This is a genomic window from Achromobacter sp. KK8 (assembly GCF_054188005.1).
The window spans coordinates 1344178-1364136 of sequence record NZ_CM135178.1; the positions used below are offsets into that span (position 1 = coordinate 1344178).

Genomic DNA, 19959 nt, shown 5'->3' on the forward strand with positions numbered 1-19959 from the left:
CTTACAGGACGATCGACACCATCGGGTGGCCGTGCAGGGCCTGGTAAAGGCCGTCGAGCTGTTCGCGCGAGGTGGCGCGCACCGTGAAGGTCAGGCCCATGTAATTGCCACCCTTGCTGGGCCGCATCTCGACCGTGGCGGCATCGAAGCCCGGATCGAAGCGCAGCACGACTTCGGTCAGCGTCTGCGCGAAGTCGGGATGATGCTTGCCCATGACCTTGATGGGGAAGTCGCTGGGATACTCGATGAGGGATTCTTCGGGCGGAATATGCATGATGGATGGCCTGGGGCGTCAATACATCTATATGGGGGCAGGCATCGAGCAGGCAAGGCCCGCCGCCGGGGCGCGCGGCGCGGGCGGCCGCCAGGGCCGCCCCGCGGGGCCTAGAGCGCGGCGATGCGGGCATCATAACCCGCACGCAATTGCTCATAAACGGGGCCGGGCTTGCCGGCTCCCACCGGACGGCCGTCCAGCGAAACGATCGGCAGCACTTCCTTGGTGGCCGAGGACAGCATCAGCTCGTCGGCCTGCGCCACCTCGTCCTGGGTCAGGCGGCGCGCCTCGAACGCAATGCCGGCCTCGGCCGCCAATTCGCCCATCAGGCCGTAGCGGATGCCTTCCAGGATCAGGTTGTTCTTGGGCGGCGCCAGCAGCTTGCCACCGGAGACCACCCAGATGTTGGTGGACGAACCCTCGGTGAGGAAGCCATCGCGGAACTGCAGCACCTCGTCGACATGGGCGTCGACCGCCTGCTGCTTGGCCAGCACGTTGCCCAGCAGCGACACCGACTTGATCTCGCAGTGCAGCCAGCGTTCGTCGGGGATGGAAATGGCGGACAGCCCCTGCGCGCGCGCCGCGGCCCCGGGCGGCGCCCACGCCGAGATCATGCCGAACACCGTCGGCTTGACCGGCTCGGCCGGGAACTGGTGGTCACGCTTGGCCACGCCGCGCGTCACCTGGAGATAGACGATGCAGGTGTCCAGGTTGGTCCGCTCCAGCAATTGCTGGATCAGGTTGATCCAGCCGCTGCGGTCGAACGGTTGCGCGATGCGCAAGGCGGCCAGGCTGCGATCGAGGCGGTCGAGGTGTTCGGCCATGCGGAAGGCATTGCCCTGGTACACCGGGACGACTTCGTAGACGCCGTCGCCGAAAATGAAGCCGCGATCCAGGACGGAGACCTTGGCCTCGTCCACGCGCAGAAACTCACCGTTGAGATACACCTGGCTTTCGCCCGGCACGCCCGGAATCATGACGCACTCCTGAATTTGAAATGGAACAGGGGCGCGCCGCCGGCCCGCCCCGGAAGAATGCAAAACGGGCGTTTCGCGCACGAAACGCCCGTTGCTAGCTTACACCCGCGGCCGCGGCCGCGGCGGGTCCGCTTACTGGAACCAGCGCTTGACGGTGTCGACCATGCGACCGAAGAAGCCGGCGCGTTCGACGGCGTCCTGCACCACCAGCGGCTCGGTGCGCAGCACCTTGCCGTCGAGCGTGAACTGCAGCGTGCCGACCTGCTGGCCCTTGGTCAGCGGGGCGATCAGGGGATCGGTGCGCTGCGCCACCGGCTTGAGGTCGCCGGCCTTGCCGCGCGGCACCGCGATCGAGACCGGGTTGGGCGGGCCGAGCTTGACGTTCTCGGCCGTGCCTTCCCAGACGCGGGCGTCGATGCCGGGCTGGCTCTTGTCGAACAGCTTGACCGTGTCGAAGTTCTGGAAGCTCCAGTTCAGCAGCTTCAGGCTTTCCTCGGCGCGGGTGGCTTCGCTGTCGGTGCCCACCACCACCACCAGGATGCGGCGGTCGCCGCGCACCGCGGTCGACACCAGGCAGTAGCCGGCCGAATCGGTGTGGCCGGTCTTCATGCCGTCGACCGACGGGTCGGCCCACAGCAGGCGGTTGCGGTTGGGCTGGGTGATCTTGTTGTAGGTGAAGCTCTTCTGCTTGTAGTAGTGGAAGAACTGCGGATGATCGGTGATCAGGTGCGCCGACAGCGTGGCCAGATCGCGCGTGGACGTCATGTGCTGCGGATCGGGCAGCCCGGTGGCGTTCATGAAGTGGGTGTTGCGCATGCCCAGGCGCTCGGCCTCCTGGTTCATGAGCGTGGCGAAGGCGGCTTCGCTGCCGCCGACCGCTTCGGCCAGCGCCACCGAGGCGTCGTTGCCCGACTGCACGATCATGCCCTGGTTCAGCTCATCGACAGTGACCGGCTTGCGCGGCTCGATGAACATGCGCGAACCGCCGGTGCGCCAGGCGTGCTCGGACACGGGCACGGTCTGCTCCAGCGTCAGGCGCTTTTCCTCGAGCGCATTGAACACGACGTAGGCCGTCATGATCTTGGTGAGCGAGGCCGGCTCGACCTTCATGTCGGGGTTCGACGCCGCCAGGGTCTGGCCGCTGTTCACGTCGATCACGATCCAGGCCTTGGCCGCGATGGTCGGCGCGGGCACCGCCGACACGTCGCCCACCGGCACCACGCCCGTCGCCGTCGGCGCGGGGGCCGTGGCGCCCGCGGCTGCCGGCGCCGCGGCGGGCGCCTGCTGGGCCCAGGCCGGCAGCGAGGCCGCGAGCATCGCCGACAGCACCGCGCCGGCGAGGGCGCGACGAGCAAAGACAACGGGGGAGTGAACGGAGTGAGGCAAATTCTTCATCGGCAACGTGGGTCCAGGAAAGACGCCCGCTGGCGCGGGGCAAGTGGCTGACAATTATAGGCAGTCGATGAGACCCGTCCGGCCCGCGATGGGTTCCTCGGGCAGCTAAAACATGCAACCTGATGCAACGCGCCGCATTGCGCGGCGCGCCATTCAGTCAAGCTTGACCTTCAGGTGCGCCTGCACCAGCTGGCGCAGCACCAGCAGCTTGCCGTGGAAAAAATGCGAGGCGCCGGGGATCACCACCACCGGGATCGAACGCGGACGGGCCCAGTCCATGGCCTCGGACAGCGGCACGACTTCGTCCTCTTCGCCATGCACCATCAGCGTGTCGCCGGGCACCTGGACCTCATGCGACTGGAAGCGGTTGACGGCCGGCCCCATCAGCATCAGCGCGCTGGGCAGTACCGTGTCGCCCTGGTCGGCCAGCGCGGCGTAGGTCTGCGCGGCAACCGCGGTGCCGAAGGAAAAGCCGGCCAGCACCCACGGCGCGTCCGCCAGTTCCGGATGACGCTCGCGCATTTGCGCGACCACCGCCAGCATGTCCTGGGTCTCGCCCACGGACTTGTCGAATTCGCCTTCGGACAGCCCGACGCCGCGGAAATTGGGGCGCACCGCCACCAGGCCGTGCTGGACGCAGGCGCGCGACAGCGTGGTCACCACCTTGTTTTCGCGCGCGCCGCCCTGCAACGGGTGCGGATGCAGCACCAGGGCCCAGCCCCGCGGCGTGCCGTCAGGCCAATCCACGGCGCAGTCGATGCGGCCGGCGGCTCCGGTAAAGGCGTGGGTTTCTGTGCTTGCGGGCATATCGGACTCGTGCTGCTTGAAAAGGAAGAATGTTAACCGGCGGGCCGGGCCGCGGCCTTGGGCTGGCTGGCCAGCCATTGCGCCAGCTGGTCGGCGGCATCGTCGGTGGCCTGGCGCAACGCGGCCACGCCGCCGGCGGCGTCCTGCGTGGGCGCCGGCGCCTGTGTCGCGATGCGCACCTGGCCGATCACGTTGCGGCCATTCAGCAATACCGCCTGCAGCAGCACGCGGCCTTCGCTGGCGGAACCATCCGGCGTGAACACCTGCTCGAACTGCGACAGGTAGACCTGCAACTGCGGCGTCTGGCCGCTGGCGCGCTCGGCCAGCACCGGCCCCTGGCGCGACAGCCGCTCGATCAGGCGCTGGCGCACCAGGTCGGACGGCGACGAGGCCCAGCGATAAGTGGCATAGGATTGCGGCGCGGCGCTATCGCCAACGCGCCAGATGACGCCGGTGCCGGACAACGCCGGCACCGCCGAGAACACCAGCGCCATCGGCTCGCGGGCCGGCAGTTGCGGCGCCGGGCGGGCATCCAGCCCCAGGTCGAACACGGCGGGTGGCGCGCCCACGCGGCCCACGCCGCAGCCGGCCAACGCCAGCGTCAAAGCCAGGGCCAGGGCCTGAATCGCACTGCGCATCTTCATTTCTGCTGTCTCCCAAATCCGGCGAACCCGGCCTCGCCGGGACCGGGCGCGGCCGGCGGCGGTCCGAACAATAGCGATTGTGGCGTGTTGTCCACGCGACGCAATGTGAAGGTGGCCCCGCGCGCGGCCTCGCTGACGCTGGCCGCCATGCTGGTGACGGCCGGCAACGTCTCGCCATCCAGGCGTGAGGCGGCAAAGGCAATGTCGTTCAAGCTGCGCGTGGCCGCGGCCAGCGCGCCGTCCGGCGCATTCAGGCGCGCCAGCGACTGGCGCGCCTGCTGGGCCAGGTCGGCCACCTCGCGCGCCGCGCGATCCGCCTGCCGCGAGGTGCTGCCCAGCGAATCGACCAGGGGCCCCAGCTTGGCCAGCGCCGGCCCGAGGTCGCGGCTGGCTTCCTTGAGCGAGTGGGTGATGTCGGTGGCGTTCTGCAGGCTGGCGGTCAGCGCCTGCACGTTCTGCTCGCTCAAGAGGCGCCGCAGCTGCTCGGTGGCGTCCTCGACGTTGGAAATGAGACGCCCGCCGCGCTGCTCGATGCGGTCCAGGAAACCCGGGCGCAGCGGGATCGCGGCCGGGTTGGCGGCGCTCGACGCCAGCCGCTTGAACGAACTGCCGTCGTCGCGCAGTTCCACGTTGGCCATGCCCGTGACGCCCTGCACACCCAGCTCGGCCCAGGTCGACTCGGTGATGGGCGTGTTCGGCGCGACACCGATGCGGATACGCACCTGGCCGGGCTTGTCGGGGTTCAGCGCCAGCGACTGCACCTTGCCCACCGGCACGCCCTGGTAGCGCACGGTCGACTGCGGATTGAGCCCGCTGACGGCCGTTGCCGAGATGATTTCATAGGTTTGCAGTTTGGTCCGGTCGCGGCCGATCCAGACGGCCACCAGCGCAGCGGCGGCCAGCAGCACCAGCGTGAAGATGCCGGCCATGAGCGCGTGACTACGGTTTTCCATGATGCGTTCCCTTCGGCGCCATGTCCCCGAGCGCGCGCAAGCCGCGCTCGCCCAGGAAGAATGTATGAATGAACGGGTGATCGACCTTCAGCACTTCCGGCACCGTGTCGCACACGATCACCCGCTTGTCCGCCAGCACGGCGACACGCGTGGCCAGCGCAAGCAGCGTGTCCAGATCGTGCGTCACCATGACAACGGTAAATCCCAACTGCCGGTGCAGGCTGCGCACCAGGTCCACGAATTCATCCGAACGCAGCGGGTCCAGGCCCGCCGTGGGTTCGTCCAGGAACACCAGCTCCGGGTCCAGCGACAGCGCGCGCGCCAGCGCCACGCGCTTGACCATGCCGCCGGAAAGATCCGACGGCCGCTTGCCGGCATCCTGCGCCGACAGGCCGACCATGGCCAGGCGGCACATCACCACGTCGTGCACCAGGTCCTCCGGCACCGTGCGCAACTCCCGCAGCGGCAGCGCGACGTTGTCGTACACCGACAGCGCCGAGAACAACGCGCCCGCCTGGAACAGCATGCCCCAGCGGTAGGACAGGCGCCGGCGCTCGCCTGGCGTCAGTTCGGACAAGGTATTGCCCAACACCTGGATGGTACCGGCGGCCGGCTGGTCCAGCCCGATGATCTGCCGCAACAGCACCGTCTTGCCCGTGCCCGAGCCGCCTACCAGCACCAGGATCTCGCCGGGAAAGACGGTCAGGTCCAGGTTGTCGTGCACCACGTGGTCGCCGAAGGCCGTGCGCAGCCCGCGCACGGTGATCACGGGCGCGACCGTGATGTTCTCCTCGGTAAACAGGCGATGCTGTTCGGCGCCGGCCATCAGATGCCCACCGAACTGAAAATAACGGCGTACAGCGCGTCCAGCAGGATCACGCCGGTGATCGAAGTGACCACCGAGGTCGTGGTGCCGCGCCCCAGGCTTTCCGTGTTGGGCTGGATGCGCAGGCCGAAATGGCAGGCGATCAGCGCGATCAGGATGCCGAAGGTCACGCCCTTGAGGATGCCGATCCAGTAGTTGGTCAGGGAAATGGCGTCCGGCAGGGACTGCAGGAACCACTGCGCCGATACGCCCAGCTGCACCTGCGCCGCCAGCATCCCGCCCAGGATCGCCATGGCGTCGGTCCACAGCACCAACAGCGGCATGGTCACGGCCAGCGCCACCACCCGCGGCAGGATCAACCGCTGGCCGTGCGAGATACCCATCACCAGCATCGCATCCAGTTCCTGCGTGACTCGCATGACGCCGATCTGCGCAGTGATGGCCGACCCGGAGCGCCCGGCCACCAGGATGGCGGCGAGCACCGGCCCCAGCTCGCGCACGATCGACACGCCCAGCAGCCGGACGATGAAGCGGTCGGCGCCGATCATCTGCAATTGCTGCGCGGACAGGTACGACAGCACGACGCCGATCAGAAAGCCCACTAGCGCCGTAATGCCCAGCGCCTGCGCGCCGGTGCGGTAGACCTGGGCCGAGATCTCGCGCCACGGCCCGCGCGACGGCCGGCTCAACATGCCAAAGAGATCCAGGACCAGCTGCCCCAGCATGGTCAGCAGGGCGCGGCCGTTCTCGCCCGCCTGCAGCACAGCGCCGCCCAGGGCGCGCAGCCAGCCCCAGGCCGGCTCGGGACGCGGCGACGCCTGCTTGCCGCCTTTGTTCGTCGCCAGGGCGGTGAACACGTCCTGCTGGCCGGCGGACCACCGCACGCGTTCGGGCAATTTCTCGCCCCAGGCCTGCCAGATCAGCAGCGCGCCGATGGTATCGAGCCGGCTGATGCCCTGCAGGTCCCAGCGCGCCCCGGCGTCGGCGGCCTTCGCCATTGCGGCGCGGCGGCGCTCGACTTCGCCCGGCTCGGCCAGCGCCAGCACGCTCCAGTCGCCCCCGACATGGCACACGCCGGCTTCCTGGCGGAAGGGCGGCGCGGCGCGGAGTGCGGACGGGGCGGAATGCGGCATGTAGCGGAATACCGATGCAAAATGTATCCACAATCATATACGCTGGGGACGACAGGCCGCGAGCGCGGCCCGCGCGTGCCCTACAATCGCCGCCATGCCCGTTCACGTCCGCCCCACCGACCTGCCCGCGCCAGACGATCTGGCCCGGATGCTGGGTTCGCGCCTGCCCGCCTTCCAAGACATCGCCTGGACCGCCAGCACCGGCTCGACCAATGCCGACCTGCTGGCGCGCGCCCGCACGGGCGCCGGCGTCGGCAAACCCTGGCTGCTGGGCACCCATCTGCAGGAAACCGGGCGCGGCCGGGCCGGCCGTCCCTGGCAGAATCGCGTGGGCGCGGCGCTGATGTTCTCGTGTGCATTCGATGTGCACCTGCCGGCCGCGCAATTGCCGGCCCTGTCGCCGCTGGCTGGCCTGGCCGCCTGCGAGGCGCTGCGCGCCGTGGCCGGACCCGGCGCCGACGGCCTGTGCATGAAATGGCCCAACGACGTGCAGTGGCACGACGCCAAGCTGGCCGGCGTGCTGGTCGAGACCACCCGCAACCTCGGAAGCCGCGAAACCGGCTATACCGTCGTCATCGGCATGGGCGTCAACCTGGTCGACGCCGACGCCTTGTCGCAGGCGCTGGGCCGCCAGGTCGCCGACTGGACCTGTGTCACGGGCCACGCCCCCGGCCACGCCGCCACCGCCGCCGACCTGGTCTGCGCCGCGGCAACGGCCTGGCATGAAGCCGTCCGCACCCTCGAACGCGACGGCTTCGACGCCTTCGCGCGGCGCTTCGACAAGGTCGACGCGCTCGCCGGCCGCGCGATCAACGTGCTCGACAAGGGCGACGTGATCCTCAGCGGCACCGCCTGTGGCGTCGACGGCCAGGGCCGCCTGCTGGTGCAAACGCCCCAGGGCGCCATGCCGATCTCGGTCGGTGAAATCTCGATTCGACGCCAAGCATGATCATCCTCATCGACTCAGGCAACAGCCGTCTCAAAGTGGGTTGGCTGGATCCCGGCAGCCCCGACATGCCGCGCGAACCGGCCGCGGTCGCCTTCGATGGCCTGGACCTGGACGCGCTGGACCGCTGGCTCGGCGCCCTGCCGCGACGGCCGTCACGGGCGCTGGGCGTGAACGTGGCGGGTGCAGAACGCGGCGCCGCCATCGCCGCCGTGCTGCAACGCCATGGCTGCCCGGTCACCTGGGCCACGTCGCAGGCAACCACGCTGGGATTGGTCAACCGCTACAAAACACCGTCGCAACTGGGCGCGGACCGCTGGGCCTCGTTGTTGGGCGTGCTGTCGCATCTGCCTGGCGCCCATCCGCCCTTCCTGCTGGCCAGCTTCGGCACCGCCACCACCATCGACACCGTGGGGCCGGACAACGTTTTCGCCGGCGGCCTGATCCTGCCGGGCCCGGCCATGATGCGCAACGCGTTGGCGCACGGCACCGCCAACCTGCCGATCGCGGAAGGCCAGGTCGTACCCTATCCCACCGATACCCACGAAGCCATCGCCTCCGGCATCGCCGCCGCCCAGGCCGGCGCGGTGGTGCGCCAGTGGCTCGCCGGCCGGCAACGCTATGGACAGGTGCCGCAGATCTTCGCCGCGGGCGGCGGTTGGCCGGAAGTCCACCAGGAAATCGAACGCCTGCTGGCGGATGCCGGCGGCGCATTCGGCGCCGCGCCGGTGCCGACCTACCTGAACCATCCCGTCCTCGACGGATTGGCGGCCATGGCGCGCGCCAACCCGGCCACGGGCGCCTGATCCAAAGGCCACGGCATGCGCGTGCTCTTCATCCTGATCCTGCTGGCCAATCTCGGCGTCTATGCGCTGGGCCAGGGGTGGCTGGGCGCTCGGCCCGAAGACGAAGGGCGCGACACGCGGCGTTTCAGCCAGGAATTGAACCCGGGCGCGGTTACGCTGGTGCCGCGCAATCCTGCCTGACGGCCTGAAGGACGGCGCGTCTCAGCGCAACCAGGGCGACAGCGCCTCCATCGTGCGCGCCGTGGCGCCGGCATGGCTGGCAAACCACGCGCGCGCCGCGCCCCCGGCCGCCTGTCTGGCAACGGGATCGGCCACCAGTGCCAGCGCGGCCGCCACGGCCTGCTCCGGATCGGGCTGGCGCTGTGCCGCGCCGGCGTCTATGGCGTCGCTGGCGGCCTGCTGGAAGTTGAAAGTGTGCGGCCCGACGATGACGGGCACGCCGGCGGCGCAGGCTTCGATGAGGTTCTGGCCCCCCAACGGCGCAAAACTGCCGGCCACCACAGCGACATCGGCTGCCGCGTAATAAAACGCCATTTCGCCGAGCGTGTCGCCCAGCAACACCGTGGTGCGCAATGCCGGCTCCTGGCCCGTCGACCGCCGGACGTAGTCCAGGCCGGCCTGTTCCAACAGCGCGGCGGCCTCGTCGAAACGCTGCGGATGGCGTGGAATCAACAGGAACAGCGGCCCGCCGGGCGTGGCGGCGTGGCGCCTGAGGGCATCGATAAACGGCGCATCCTCGCCTTCGCGCGTGCTTGCCAGCGCGATCACGGGACGACCCAGCCGGGCGCGCCAGCCCTGTCCGGCCTCGACCTGGGCCGCGGGCAGGGTCAGGTCGAACTTCAGATTGCCGGACACCACCGGACGCGGCGCGCCGGCCCGAGCCAGCCGCTCGGCATCCGGCGCCGTCTGTGCCAGCACCAGGTCCAGCCCCGCCAGCGCCTCGCGCATGACCCCCCCCAGACGACCAGCCTGCCGCAGCGACGATTCCGAGAACCGAGCGCTCACCAGCGCCATCGGCAGCTTCGCGCGCCGCGCCGCCGCCAGCAGGTTGGGCCAGATCTCACGCTCGATCAGGATGCCGCAGCGCGGCGTAGCGCCATCCAGGAAGCGTCGCGTGGCGCCGGGGAAATCGTAGGGCAGCCAGGCTTGCCGCAATTGACCTCGGGCGATTGCGTCCGCGAACAGCCGCGCGCCCTCGGCCCGGCCGGTGGCGGTAATGTGGGTCAGCAGCACCGGCAGGCCGCGAGCCAGCAAGGCCTGCAGCAACGGCAGCGCGGCGCGCGTCTCACCCAGGCTGACGGCATGGACCCAGACCGGGGCCGCGCCCGCCCCGGCGGTCCCGGTTTTGTTCGGGGTGGTCTCGCCCGAGACGGCCCGGCCGAATCGCTCGGGAGAGAAAATGCCCCATTCACCTCCGGCCCGCCTGGCGCGATGCGCCATCCACAACCACACCAGGGGCGCCAGCGCCCGCAACCCGAGGGTATAGACGGCGCGGTTCATCAGCGCGCGGCCAGCGCCTGCTCCACCGAAGCCATGACGGCCTCGCGCGACGGCGAGGCGCCACGATCGCCCAGGCTGGCGGTGTAGTTCGAGCCGACCAGCGGCGTGCGCACGGGAGTGGACGCGCGGTAGATGCCGATGGTGGGGCGGCCCAGCGCGGCCGACAAGTGGGTCAGGCCGCTGTCCAGGCCAATCATCAGACGCGAGCCGGCCAGCAGCCGGGCGACCGAGGTCAGGTCCATGCGCGGCATGACTTCTACGTCCTCCATACCGGCGACCAGCAGCCGGGCGCGCTCGGCCTCCTGCTCGTTGCCGGCCAGGAGCTTGAGCGCACAGCCAGCGTCGCGCAGCCGGCGGAAGACGGCGCGCCAATCATCCTCGGGCCACAGCTTGTCGTCGCGGCTGGCCGACGGCATGATCACCGCGTAGCCGCGATCGGTATCCAAGTGGTGCAGGCGCGGTATTTCGGCGGCGCCCCCCCCCTCGCTGGGTACTTCGTGCACGGGATCGGCAACTTGTCCTTCCTGTCGGACAAACGACTGCAAACCGAAATCGGGCAACCCTGCGTGCTGATATCCAAAAGTCAGGCCGGCGAGCTTGCGCTGCCGAATAACGGCCGGCTGCCAGAATTCCACGCGGTGACGCACGTCATAAAAAAGGGAAGCCAGAGGTTCGCGCGCGGAGCGCCAATCCAGTCCGTGACGCTCACCCCGGGCCTGGCGTACCAGCCAGGCCGACTTCAGCAACGCCTGCATATCCAGCACGACGTCGTATTGCACCGCACGCAAGTGTTCACGCAAGGCCCGTCTTTCCGCCCGGACCTGCGCCGACCACCACGACTTGCGCCAACGACGGTGCGCAACCTTGATTATCTCGTTGACCGCGGGATGCCACGAGGGGATCTCCGCGAAAGCTTCCTCGACCACCCAATCAATCTGTGCGTCGGGCACATGCCTGGCAATATCGGTGATTGCCGGCAGCATGTGGACAAGGTCGCCCAGGGACGAAGTGCGAACGATAAGAATCCGGGTCGGCATCAAAAGACGTGAAAAGCTGAGCGGGAACGGGTAATTCGCGAATTTACACTACATCCGCCGCAGCGGGATCGAGAGCCAACGCGGCATCCGATCCCTCATCCGCAAGCCGAAGGATCAGCATCATGAACACCGGCGGCAGCAACCAGATCGGAAACGCGTAGCGCGCCTGCACCTCGAAAAACACGCCATGCAGGCCGATCAATGCAAGAGCTGGCACCAACGACGCCCCCAGCGCGCACCAGCCAAGCCTTGGCGATCGAGCACGACCGAGCGCCACCGCGGCCGTCATAAGGAACGACAGCATCGCGACCTGCAGCACGCCGCCGATCCAGGCTGAGAGCTGGGCAAGCCGCCCTGCGCGCAGATCATAAGCCTGCTGCGCGGCATCAGTTCTGACGACATGACTCCGACGCGCCGCCTCGTTTACTACCGCGACATCGACGCCCATGCTGTCAGCCAATATCTGGTCCTGGCTATATAACCGCGACCCCTTCAACCAGGCAGCGAACCAATCCCGAAATTGCAACAGGCGAGAAACCTTGCAGAGATAAAGCGCCGGCAGATTTCTCCACCCCACTTCGCGCTGGCGCTCGAGGATGAAGGGAATCAGGGGCTCCGCCCTGCGCTCCAGGCCAAACCGGGCCCGCGTCTCCGACCAACTGGCGCAAGTCTCCCTGCCGTCACCGATGTCATGACCAATAGCCACCACGGCGCGGACTACCCCAGGCGCATATTGGCTCATGCGGGATTGGCCCAGCAGGCCACGCTCGACCAGATTGGCCACGAGCAATCCTCCGATCACCAGCATGACACCCAATCCCGCGGCGTACAGCCAGTCTTTCCAGCGACTCCGCCCTGCAAAGGCCCCGACCAGGGCATACCGCATCGACGCAAGAACGACCGCCGAAATCAGCATGACGGGCGCGTAGATCGGCCGTAGCGATGCGCTCACCGCTAGAATCAGCATTGCCGCGACAGCCACGGGCCACCGCTGCGCCATAGGCGCGGCGCGTACCAGCAGGCTCATACCCACTACAAAAGTATTGAATGCCATCAGATCAGTGGCGACAAGCGCAGCCGCTGGCGCGGCCGCCAAGATGGCGAGCACCACGACAAGGGCGCCGAGCACGGAAGCCATGTTCGCGCGCGATCCCGCCGCCTTGGTCGCGGGCACCACCGCAAAGATCGCGGCAACGGCAAAACACGCATTAAGCAAGGCGGCGCCCCAGTAAGGCGCAATCGCCGCGCCCTTGATGGGGCCGAACAACTCGCCCACCACGCCACCTTTGTGGTACAGGGCGGGAGCGTCGGCGACCATCCAGTAGTACAGGAAGTCAGACACCGGTTCCGGGCGGAACATCGCGGCAATGCCAAAAAAAGCCGCAATCGCCAGAAACGCAGCAGCAATTCGACCGACTCCCACTTGCGGCAAGCGCATATCAGCTATTCCCAGACCAGTACGCCGCTGGCAAGCGCGGCCATGAAGCGTCCGAAGACGCAGCGGCGAAGCGGCGCAATTTTACGGTATTTCTTGCTATCGTTACATGCTGCATGCCATATGCCGCTCGCCCCCCGGGGTGACCGAGCGCATCACGTTTTCCATCCGTGGCATATACCTCCGTTACTTATTCTGCTGAACAATGAAAATCCTCACCGTTTTCGGTACTCGTCCCGAAGCCATCAAGATGGCGCCGCTGGTTCATGCACTCGCGAGCAATGCGGCGATCGAATCCAAGGTGTGCGTCACGGCCCAGCATCGCGAAATGCTTGACCAGGTGCTGGCGCTATTCGAGATCACGCCGGACTTCGACCTGAACATCATGAAGCCGGGCCAGGACATGACCGCCGTGACGACCGGCATCCTCACTGGCATGCAAGGCGTATTGCAGCAGTTCCAGCCTGACTACGTGCTGGTCCATGGCGACACCGCAACCACCTTCGCCGCCACGCTGGCCGCCTACTACCAGAAGATCCCCGTCGGCCACGTGGAGGCCGGGCTGCGTACCGGCGATATCTATTCGCCGTGGCCCGAAGAAGCCAACCGCAAACTGACCGGCGCGCTGGCGCAACTCCATTTCGCGCCCACTGAAACCTCCAAGGCCAATCTGCTGCGTGAAGGAGTGCCGGAAAGCAACGTCCTGGTGACCGGCAATACCGTGATCGACGCGTTGCTGGCTATCACGCACAAGGTGAACAACGATGCCGCCTTGAAGCAAAACCTCGCTGCTGGTTTCCCCTACCTGCAAACCGACCGCCGCGTAGTCTTAATTACGGGTCATCGGCGTGAAAGCTTCGGCGCCGGATTCGAGCGTATCTGTGAGGCCATCGCCGCAGCCGCAAAAGAGTTCCCGAATGAGGATTTTGTGTACCCCGTGCACTTGAACCCGAACGTCCGCGAACCAGTCACACGCCTCCTCAGCCACCTCAAGAATGTTTTCCTGGTCGAGCCATTGGACTACCTGCCCTTTGTCTATCTCATGACGCGGTCCTATATCATCCTGACGGACTCCGGCGGCATCCAGGAGGAAGCGCCTTCACTAGGCAAACCCGTTCTGGTAATGCGTGACACGACTGAGCGGCCCGAGGCGGTCGCGGCCGGTACGGTGCGCCTGGTCGGTACGGACGTAGCCCTTATCACTAGCCAGCTCAGACTGTTGCTTTCCGACGTCAAGGAATACGAGAAGATGAGCTTCTCGCATAACCCCTACGGCGATGGCAAGTCCAGCGAACGCATCGTGCAGTCGCTGCTAGCGCGCCACTGATCGCGGCGTACCGTCGGGGGGTTTAAGCGCCCTTCGACGGGCCCTCCGTCTATTCCCCCTGCAGGGGATGAAACAGCATCGCCGAATATATCCAGGCCGGCATCTTGGCGGTGCTCAACAGATAATCAGTGTCATACGCGTCGCAGATGTAATGCTGCGCATACCGTGACGCGGGATTCTGCGAGTCCAGGAACAACTGGTCAAAGATCGCTGAAATGCAGTAGAAAGGCTTGTGGTCGGCCAGCCGCTGCATCTTCTTCAATTCCTCGCCGTCCCGGCTGCCACCGCCAACCCATACAGGGACATCGCCCAACACGTTTTGGTCCAGGAATCGCTTGAAGACGAAATCTTCGGCATCCGCGCCGGTGTGGGCAAACATGTCAGCCGGCAGCACGCCTTTCTCGTAAAAGAACTTCGTCAGGGCGGGTTTGTGATCGCCATATACAACGAACATCGCATCGGGGGAAATCTCGCGTACGGCCTCGACGAATTTCGCCAAATCAGCGATCGCTTTCGTCAGGCGTCGATGGTAATCACCTTCACCAGAATCGCCCTTGAATGGATACGGCCAGTGCGTGTATACGGTCTCCAGGTTAAAAAACGCCTTCTTATCGGCATCTTTCTTCAGGATATCCAACACGCGGTTGTACAGGATCTTGTCCTTGGGAAAAGGCCCCGGACCGTCATACCCCATGTCCTCCAGGCCGATGAACTCGTCAAATCCAAATTTACGCAGGACGATATTCCTCAGCCAGAATGTTCTCGTGAAGTTGTGAAGCGCATAGGTATCGTAGCCCTTCTCCTTCAGCGCAGACGCCAGCGTACGCGCTTTGGAAGACATGACCAGACCGTACTCCTGATACACGACTCCCGTCAGCGCGCCGCGCGAAGGCATGGCGGTCAGCATTTCAAACGATGCGTTCACAGTCCCGCCGCCGTACGCGGGAGAAATACCCCGCAAAGGCAGAAATCCCAGCCTCCGCATTGGCTCGAACGCATCCTGGAAATTGTTGCCATCGTGCCAACAGGCCTCGCACAGGATGAAAAAAATATGCTGGGGCCGACGCTCCACGGGAGGCGCTTCCGGTATGGATTCCAGCATCGCCCATTCACTATCGGACAACTGTGCGGGAACCGGCCTGCGACTGGTTTGCACCAGATGGACAAACAGGCCGTTGGCGCTGACGTTGCCGCGCCAATCTCCAGGGGAATAGGCAATGCCCTCCCGCTCAAGCAACGCACCCACCCTGTAATTGGCGTTCCATGGAGTTTCGGGAAGATAAGGTTGCAATGCGACGGGTGCGATCACCACCAGCAATCCTATCGTTGCCAGGCGGCCAAACCAAGTTGCTCTCGCTTGCGCATGCCTTATCGCCAGCCCGACCAGCAAGACAACAGCCAGTCCCGCCACCACGACCAGAACGATCTGCCACCAGCTCAGATATGCCAGAACGATCGATACGTTCTGTGTCGTAGCGAGGTCCCCCCATGACAGCGGCATGCCGGTAAATGCCGTTTTGGTGTGATTGATACCCACCAACAAAGCCGCCAATCCGACGCCGCCCGCGAACGCTGCCGCTACCCCGACCAGCAATCGAAGCAGCAGATACACCATGGCCGCCGGCGATAGCGCGACGGCAAGCGCCGCCATGCGTAGTTCCGAACGGTACAGGCCAAATTCGGCATATGCGCACAACAGCCACAACAAGAGCAGGAGATATGCGAGGAACGACGCAATCTCCACCAGAGTGGATCTTGGCGAAAATGATTGTTTTTTTAACACTAGAGGTCGGCCGGAACGGTCTGATGGTCCCGGCGCCTAGGACAGTTTCAAGAAAATGACACCGCCCCGGATCTGGGCGCGGTGTCTTCGGCCACCGAGAAGATTCAGTCGGCGAACACAACAGTGTCTATGACTTCCCTCCACCGACGATCCCACTCGTCCTTGGAAAATGCCTTGGCCGTGAGCTGCCCGTTCGCGGCCAGTCTTGCGACGAGGCTGCGATCACAGATCAAACGCTCCACCGCCTGTACCAGATCCCAGACACTGGGCCGGATCAACAAACCGTTGTACCCATCGACGATCAGATTGGGCAAACCGCCGACATTGGTGGAGATCACGGCATTGTTCGTCGCAAGCGCCTCGATGCATGACAGCGACGTACCCTCGGATGCAGTGGTAGGCACCAGCACGACATGGCTGTCGACATACGCCAGATGCATGTGTTCCATGTCATGCTCTATCCAAGTCACCCGGTCCGGATGACGAGCCAGGAAAGCCTCGGTCGCCACGGCGTCGTCACCTACCGCCTGGCCGCAGAAGACCAAGCGGATATTGTCATGGCGGTCGAACAGTGCGTCGAATGCGTCGATCGTCACGTACAGTCCGCGGGGCTCATACAGACGCCGCGGATAGAGAAAGCAAAGCGGTTCGGTCTCGAAGTCTTTTTCGTACGGTTTGAATTGCGTCAGGTCCACGTAATTAGGCACGTAGGACAGCGAATTGGCCAATTGCCAATCGTATGTTCTCATCCAATTGATGAAATTCGTATCCACGCACACGCAGCCATCACTGTTCCGCACGGCATCCAAGATAAGGTTGTAACGAGAGCGGTCGAAATTCTCAAGACGATTGAGTCGCGAATCCCAGTGGATGCCATGGTTGATCGAAAGCACCTTCTTGCCCTGCGGCAGGCGACACGCGAGTTCCGCTGGCGAGGCAATGATCACATCACTTTCTTCGCAGAAATTCGCATACGCCTGGGACAACACTTCGAAGTTGAAGTCGGGGGTGGCGGCGATTCCGACGACCGTGATGCCCTTGAATGTGCGGCGGAAGAATTCGTATGAATTTTGAAGAATGCGCACGTCGCAGCCCATCTCGTTCAACAGAACAGCCAGGTCGTATACATAGCGCTCGGCACCACCCTTGAATAGCACCTCGCCATGCCAGTCGTAGAAATTCATGTTGACGATATCGACTTTGGGTCGGCGCCTGGGCGCGGCCAGTGGCTTTGACGCCACGGCACTGTCAGCCACGAATTCGCGCAACGGCCGATGCAGTTCGCCCCAGCCGTGGGCTTTTGCCAATCGGGCCGAGGCATCTGTATAAGCCGTCTTCCATAAGCCGCTGGCGATCGCCCGCACATACTCGTCGCCCTCGGCAACAATGATTGCTTCCTTGTAGGTGAGCATCGTGCGCGTCGGCGTGCCTACCACCGGTTTACCCGCTGCCAGATACTCGAACAGCTTGAGGGGAGAAACGGAATCCGTCTTCTCGTTCACGATGAAGGGAACGATACCGACATCGACCCATGCCAGGTAATGCTTCAAGTCGGCATAGTTTTTCGGACCAAGATGGATGAATCGATCGCTCGACTCCTGCAGGCGTGCCATGCGCCGCTTCACTTCCTCCAGATTCTCCGGCACAAACGCTGCAATCGGCCCCACAAACAGCAGCACAAGGTCCGGCAGGGCGATAAGGCGATCCAACAGATCGAAATCGATAAGTTCAGAAATCACTCCGTGATAGCCGACAACAGTGATTCCAGGATCCTTGATGCGCGAGCCGGCAGGTACCGGGCATCGCTCACGTACACCGTTGGTGAAATCCTCGACATAGACTCCGTTTTCGTAAAGCAGGCTATGCGAGGTGAACTGCTTATTGATATCCAGCAACCTCTGAGCCGAGAACAGCGTGATATCCGCCCTCCCCAGCAACGCCCGATGATCAACTCGCATGAGTTCCGACGGATTTGCGAATACGTCCAGATTGTCGAGAACGTCATAGACGACGAGCGCCTTGGGAGCCAGTTCGACGCAATGTTGGAATCCTGGCCAGTGCAGATACAAGACGTATGCCTTGTCCTGCATCACCGCAAAAAATTCGCCGATCATGTTCGAGACGTAGCGCCTATCGCTGATTCTGCGCAGCACAGGCGGATCGTTGTTGATTACGAGCTGGATGCATAGATAACCATCCTTCTCGAACTCTGCCACGATATGATCCGGCCGCTGCTTCAGCGCCAGATCGTACGCTACCGGACACAGCACAACTCCCTTTCTACCGGGATGCCTGGCCAGCAGGCTAAGAATCTCACGCCGGTTCTGCCTGGACGGGTTTTGCATGTGATAGCGAACGAAACCGGCCTGCCCCCGAGTGTGGTCCCGATATGCGTTTTGATCCCTCGTCGCAGCCTCCACGGCCGCGCGTTCTGCGTCCGCATGGGCCGAACGCAAGACATTTCTTCCCTTGAATGCTCGCCTGACCCGCTGCAAGCGCCACCAAGCGGCCTGTAGTCGCCAGCCACCCCGCATGGACAGTACCCGCCGCTTGAGTTTCTGGATAGCGCTAAGCTCGGACACGACTTTCCTGACCTGCTTCGCTTCGACTTGCTGCAGGCGGCCTTCCAGTTCCGAAATCCTGACCCGAGCACGGCCCAGTTCAACTCGCAGTGCATCCTCGACCCCGGCAGTGCCCGGGTCCCGCGGGATTGCCGCCGCGTTCGCGCCTTCGGACTCGGAGGAGTCCACTATCTCATCTGGCGCCGTAGGGCTACCGGCCGGGTTCTGGTCTCGAATGCTCAATTGGATACCGATCTAAGAGGGAGATGAATGGAAATAGTGACAAATACTGCGCCGAGGCGGTTGGCGGACCCGCCTGGCGGCGCGATTGTACCTCTTGGCTTTTTGACGACAGGGCGAGAAGCGTCCTACATCCTCCCATCGAGAAGTCTATGTACCCGTATGGAATGACGGCATACCTCCCTGGGCCGCCACAGACCGGAAAACCTCTAGGTATCTGCGGTAACGCCATGTTCGGCGCCAAGCGCTATCCTCGGCGCGCTACGAGGTGTATCCGGTGGGATTGCTGCTCTGCCAGCGCCAGCCATCCCGGCACATATCTTCGATGGTATGCACCGCATGCCACTGCAGGACCTGTCTGGCCGCGGACACATCCGCCCAAGCTGCGGCGGTGTCGCCGACTCGCCGACCGCGGATTTCATAGGGTACCGCGATACCATTCACCGCCTCGAAGGCCTTGATCAATTCCAGCACGGAAGTCCCACGCCCCGTTCCCAGGTTGAACAAATGAAAGCCGCGGTTCTCCCCATTGCACAACCAGTCAATCGCCTTGACATGACCCGTGGCCAGATCGGACACATGTATGTAGTCGCGAACGCCGGTGCCATCCACTGTGGGGTAATCCGCGCCGAACACTGGAAGAACGGGGAGGCTGCCTATTGCGGTGCGCGTGATGTACGGAAAGAGATTGTTGGGTACACCGAGGGGGTAGTCTCCGATCTCGCCGCTAGGATGGGCTCCGATCGGATTGAAATATCGCAACGCAACCGCAGCACATCCGTCGTTCGCCACGCAGAAATCCTGGAGTACCTGCTCCACCATGGCCTTGCTGTGTCCGTACGGGTTGGACGGGCCAAGGGGATGGCGTTCCGTGTAAGGCAGGTCCGCACCAGGCTGATAAACGGTAGCCGACGAACTAAAAACGATTTTTTCTATGCCTGCCGCCCGCATTGCGGCAAGCAGGCTCAGCGTACCCGTGACGTTAACGTCGTAGTATTCCAGCGGCAGGCGGACGGACTCGCCCACCGCCTTCAGAGCCGCCAGATGCAGCACGCAGCTAACGGGCTCCCCTGCCTCAGCGCGCTCCACAAAGAATCGCTCCAGCATCTCGGTGTTGCGAACGTCACCTTCCAGCAACCTCACTTTTGCGCCCGTGAGCTTTTCGACCCTAGCCAACGCCAACGGACTGCTGTTTGAGAAATTGTCGAGAACGACGACGTGATATCCGGCTTCGACGAGGCACACAAGAGTATGTACCCCGATGTAGCCCGCACCGCCGGTCACGAAAATGGTTTTTTTCATTTTGGAACTCATA

At 64.6% G+C, this 19959-nt stretch carries 18 protein-coding genes; 4 read left to right on the forward strand and 14 right to left on the reverse strand.

The features are described from left to right. Position 1 precedes the first annotated feature (1 nt). The 8 genes from ACVN9Z_RS06195 to ACVN9Z_RS06230 all read right to left on the reverse strand — a co-directional run bounded on the left by ACVN9Z_RS06195 (position 2) and on the right by ACVN9Z_RS06230 (position 7009). A complete protein-coding gene (locus tag ACVN9Z_RS06195) occupies positions 2 to 274 on the reverse strand; it encodes a DUF493 family protein (RefSeq protein ID WP_006389743.1) in 273 nt (90 codons plus the stop codon). Between the two features lie 110 nt (positions 275 to 384). After that, on the reverse strand, positions 385 to 1251 hold the full coding sequence (locus ACVN9Z_RS06200; RefSeq protein WP_458213241.1) for a D-amino acid aminotransferase: 867 nt from the start codon (positions 1249 to 1251) through the stop codon (positions 385 to 387). Between the two features lie 132 nt (positions 1252 to 1383). After that, on the reverse strand, positions 1384 to 2646 hold the full coding sequence (locus ACVN9Z_RS06205; protein ID WP_102949840.1) for a D-alanyl-D-alanine carboxypeptidase family protein: 1263 nt from the start codon (positions 2644 to 2646) through the stop codon (positions 1384 to 1386). Between the two features lie 153 nt (positions 2647 to 2799). Next, complete coding sequence (locus tag ACVN9Z_RS06210; protein ID WP_006389740.1) at positions 2800 to 3453, reverse strand: alpha/beta hydrolase; 654 nt, start codon at positions 3451 to 3453, stop codon at positions 2800 to 2802. Between the two features lie 32 nt (positions 3454 to 3485). Continuing rightward, on the reverse strand, positions 3486 to 4097 hold the full coding sequence (locus tag ACVN9Z_RS06215; protein ID WP_458213242.1) for an ABC-type transport auxiliary lipoprotein family protein: 612 nt from the start codon (positions 4095 to 4097) through the stop codon (positions 3486 to 3488). Beyond that, a complete protein-coding gene (locus tag ACVN9Z_RS06220) occupies positions 4094 to 5050 on the reverse strand; it encodes an MlaD family protein (RefSeq protein ID WP_026382054.1) in 957 nt (318 codons plus the stop codon). The genes ACVN9Z_RS06215 and ACVN9Z_RS06220 overlap by 4 nt, the downstream gene beginning before the upstream one ends. Next, positions 5037 to 5876 carry an ABC transporter ATP-binding protein gene (locus tag ACVN9Z_RS06225; RefSeq protein WP_020925885.1) on the reverse strand — a complete coding sequence of 280 codons (840 nt, stop codon included), beginning with the start codon at positions 5874 to 5876 and terminating at the stop codon, positions 5037 to 5039. Before ACVN9Z_RS06225 ends, ACVN9Z_RS06220 begins: the two co-directional genes overlap by 14 nt. Next, the gene (locus ACVN9Z_RS06230) at positions 5876 to 7009 is read right to left on the reverse strand and encodes an MlaE family ABC transporter permease (RefSeq protein WP_458213243.1); all 1134 of its coding nucleotides are present in this window, start codon (positions 7007 to 7009) and stop codon (positions 5876 to 5878) included. Before ACVN9Z_RS06230 ends, ACVN9Z_RS06225 begins: the two co-directional genes overlap by 1 nt. 94 nt (positions 7010 to 7103) lie before the next feature. On the opposite strand from ACVN9Z_RS06230, the gene ACVN9Z_RS06235 reads away from it, so the two are divergent. Genes ACVN9Z_RS06235 through ACVN9Z_RS06245 form a run of 3 tightly spaced genes read left to right on the forward strand, consistent with a single transcriptional unit; the run spans position 7104 to position 8941 of the window. Further along, a complete protein-coding gene (locus tag ACVN9Z_RS06235; RefSeq protein WP_049051992.1) occupies positions 7104 to 7958 on the forward strand; it encodes a biotin--[acetyl-CoA-carboxylase] ligase in 855 nt (284 codons plus the stop codon). Beyond that, the gene (locus tag ACVN9Z_RS06240; RefSeq protein WP_006389734.1) at positions 7955 to 8761 is read left to right on the forward strand and encodes a type III pantothenate kinase; all 807 of its coding nucleotides are present in this window, start codon (positions 7955 to 7957) and stop codon (positions 8759 to 8761) included. The genes ACVN9Z_RS06235 and ACVN9Z_RS06240 overlap by 4 nt, the downstream gene beginning before the upstream one ends. A gap of 15 nt (positions 8762 to 8776) precedes the next feature. Further along, the gene (locus tag ACVN9Z_RS06245; RefSeq protein WP_006389733.1) at positions 8777 to 8941 is read left to right on the forward strand and encodes a hypothetical protein; all 165 of its coding nucleotides are present in this window, start codon (positions 8777 to 8779) and stop codon (positions 8939 to 8941) included. Between the two features lie 21 nt (positions 8942 to 8962). On the opposite strand, the gene ACVN9Z_RS06250 is transcribed toward ACVN9Z_RS06245, so the two are convergent. From ACVN9Z_RS06250 to ACVN9Z_RS06260, 3 genes are read right to left on the reverse strand one after another with little or no spacing between them, the layout of a single operon-like run. Next, on the reverse strand, positions 8963 to 10261 hold the full coding sequence (locus tag ACVN9Z_RS06250; protein WP_110059247.1) for a 3-deoxy-D-manno-octulosonic acid transferase: 1299 nt from the start codon (positions 10259 to 10261) through the stop codon (positions 8963 to 8965). Next, the gene (waaC, locus tag ACVN9Z_RS06255) at positions 10261 to 11298 is read right to left on the reverse strand and encodes a lipopolysaccharide heptosyltransferase I (protein WP_458213244.1); all 1038 of its coding nucleotides are present in this window, start codon (positions 11296 to 11298) and stop codon (positions 10261 to 10263) included. Before waaC ends, ACVN9Z_RS06250 begins: the two co-directional genes overlap by 1 nt. A gap of 43 nt (positions 11299 to 11341) precedes the next feature. After that, complete coding sequence (locus tag ACVN9Z_RS06260; protein WP_458213245.1) at positions 11342 to 12736, reverse strand: hypothetical protein; 1395 nt, start codon at positions 12734 to 12736, stop codon at positions 11342 to 11344. A 202-nt stretch (positions 12737 to 12938) separates the two neighbouring features. Here ACVN9Z_RS06260 and wecB point away from each other — a divergent pair, with 202 nt between their 5' ends. Continuing rightward, positions 12939 to 14060, forward strand: a complete 1122-nt coding sequence (gene wecB, locus ACVN9Z_RS06265) for a non-hydrolyzing UDP-N-acetylglucosamine 2-epimerase (RefSeq protein WP_458213246.1) — start codon at positions 12939 to 12941, stop codon at positions 14058 to 14060. A 49-nt stretch (positions 14061 to 14109) separates the two neighbouring features. Here wecB and ACVN9Z_RS06270 read toward each other — a convergent pair whose 3' ends face one another. From ACVN9Z_RS06270 to galE, 3 genes are all read right to left on the reverse strand, one after another. Continuing rightward, the gene (locus ACVN9Z_RS06270; protein WP_458213247.1) at positions 14110 to 15711 is read right to left on the reverse strand and encodes an LTA synthase family protein; all 1602 of its coding nucleotides are present in this window, start codon (positions 15709 to 15711) and stop codon (positions 14110 to 14112) included. A gap of 236 nt (positions 15712 to 15947) precedes the next feature. Beyond that, complete coding sequence (locus ACVN9Z_RS06275) at positions 15948 to 18647, reverse strand: glycosyltransferase (RefSeq protein ID WP_458213248.1); 2700 nt, start codon at positions 18645 to 18647, stop codon at positions 15948 to 15950. Positions 18648 to 18905: 258 nt separating this feature from the next. Then, positions 18906 to 19946 (reverse strand): UDP-glucose 4-epimerase GalE, encoded by a 1041-nt coding sequence (gene galE / locus ACVN9Z_RS06280; RefSeq protein ID WP_458213249.1) that lies wholly within the window; start codon positions 19944 to 19946, stop codon positions 18906 to 18908. Between the last annotated feature and the right edge of the window lie 13 nt (positions 19947 to 19959).

What these genes read in the sequence shown, in the direction of transcription:
- ACVN9Z_RS06195 (WP_006389743.1), bottom strand. Translation starts at nt 274, where the DNA reads ATGCATATTCCGCCCGAAGAATCCCTCATCGAGTATCCCAGCGACTTC.
- ACVN9Z_RS06200 (WP_458213241.1), bottom strand. Translation starts at nt 1,251, where the DNA reads ATGATTCCGGGCGTGCCGGGCGAAAGCCAGGTGTATCTCAACGGTGAG.
- ACVN9Z_RS06205 (WP_102949840.1), bottom strand. Translation starts at nt 2,646, where the DNA reads ATGAAGAATTTGCCTCACTCCGTTCACTCCCCCGTTGTCTTTGCTCGT.
- ACVN9Z_RS06210 (WP_006389740.1), bottom strand. Translation starts at nt 3,453, where the DNA reads ATGCCCGCAAGCACAGAAACCCACGCCTTTACCGGAGCCGCCGGCCGC.
- ACVN9Z_RS06215 (WP_458213242.1), bottom strand. Translation starts at nt 4,097, where the DNA reads ATGAAGATGCGCAGTGCGATTCAGGCCCTGGCCCTGGCTTTGACGCTG.
- ACVN9Z_RS06220 (WP_026382054.1), bottom strand. Translation starts at nt 5,050, where the DNA reads ATGGAAAACCGTAGTCACGCGCTCATGGCCGGCATCTTCACGCTGGTG.
- ACVN9Z_RS06225 (WP_020925885.1), bottom strand. Translation starts at nt 5,876, where the DNA reads ATGGCCGGCGCCGAACAGCATCGCCTGTTTACCGAGGAGAACATCACG.
- ACVN9Z_RS06230 (WP_458213243.1), bottom strand. Translation starts at nt 7,009, where the DNA reads ATGCCGCATTCCGCCCCGTCCGCACTCCGCGCCGCGCCGCCCTTCCGC.
- ACVN9Z_RS06235 (WP_049051992.1), top strand. Translation starts at nt 7,104, where the DNA reads ATGCCCGTTCACGTCCGCCCCACCGACCTGCCCGCGCCAGACGATCTG.
- ACVN9Z_RS06240 (WP_006389734.1), top strand. Translation starts at nt 7,955, where the DNA reads ATGATCATCCTCATCGACTCAGGCAACAGCCGTCTCAAAGTGGGTTGG.
- ACVN9Z_RS06245 (WP_006389733.1), top strand. Translation starts at nt 8,777, where the DNA reads ATGCGCGTGCTCTTCATCCTGATCCTGCTGGCCAATCTCGGCGTCTAT.
- ACVN9Z_RS06250 (WP_110059247.1), bottom strand. Translation starts at nt 10,261, where the DNA reads ATGAACCGCGCCGTCTATACCCTCGGGTTGCGGGCGCTGGCGCCCCTG.
- waaC (WP_458213244.1), bottom strand. Translation starts at nt 11,298, where the DNA reads ATGCCGACCCGGATTCTTATCGTTCGCACTTCGTCCCTGGGCGACCTT.
- ACVN9Z_RS06260 (WP_458213245.1), bottom strand. Translation starts at nt 12,736, where the DNA reads ATGCGCTTGCCGCAAGTGGGAGTCGGTCGAATTGCTGCTGCGTTTCTG.
- wecB (WP_458213246.1), top strand. Translation starts at nt 12,939, where the DNA reads ATGAAAATCCTCACCGTTTTCGGTACTCGTCCCGAAGCCATCAAGATG.
- ACVN9Z_RS06270 (WP_458213247.1), bottom strand. Translation starts at nt 15,711, where the DNA reads ATGGCGGCGCTTGCCGTCGCGCTATCGCCGGCGGCCATGGTGTATCTG.
- galE (WP_458213249.1), bottom strand. Translation starts at nt 19,946, where the DNA reads ATGAAAAAAACCATTTTCGTGACCGGCGGTGCGGGCTACATCGGGGTA.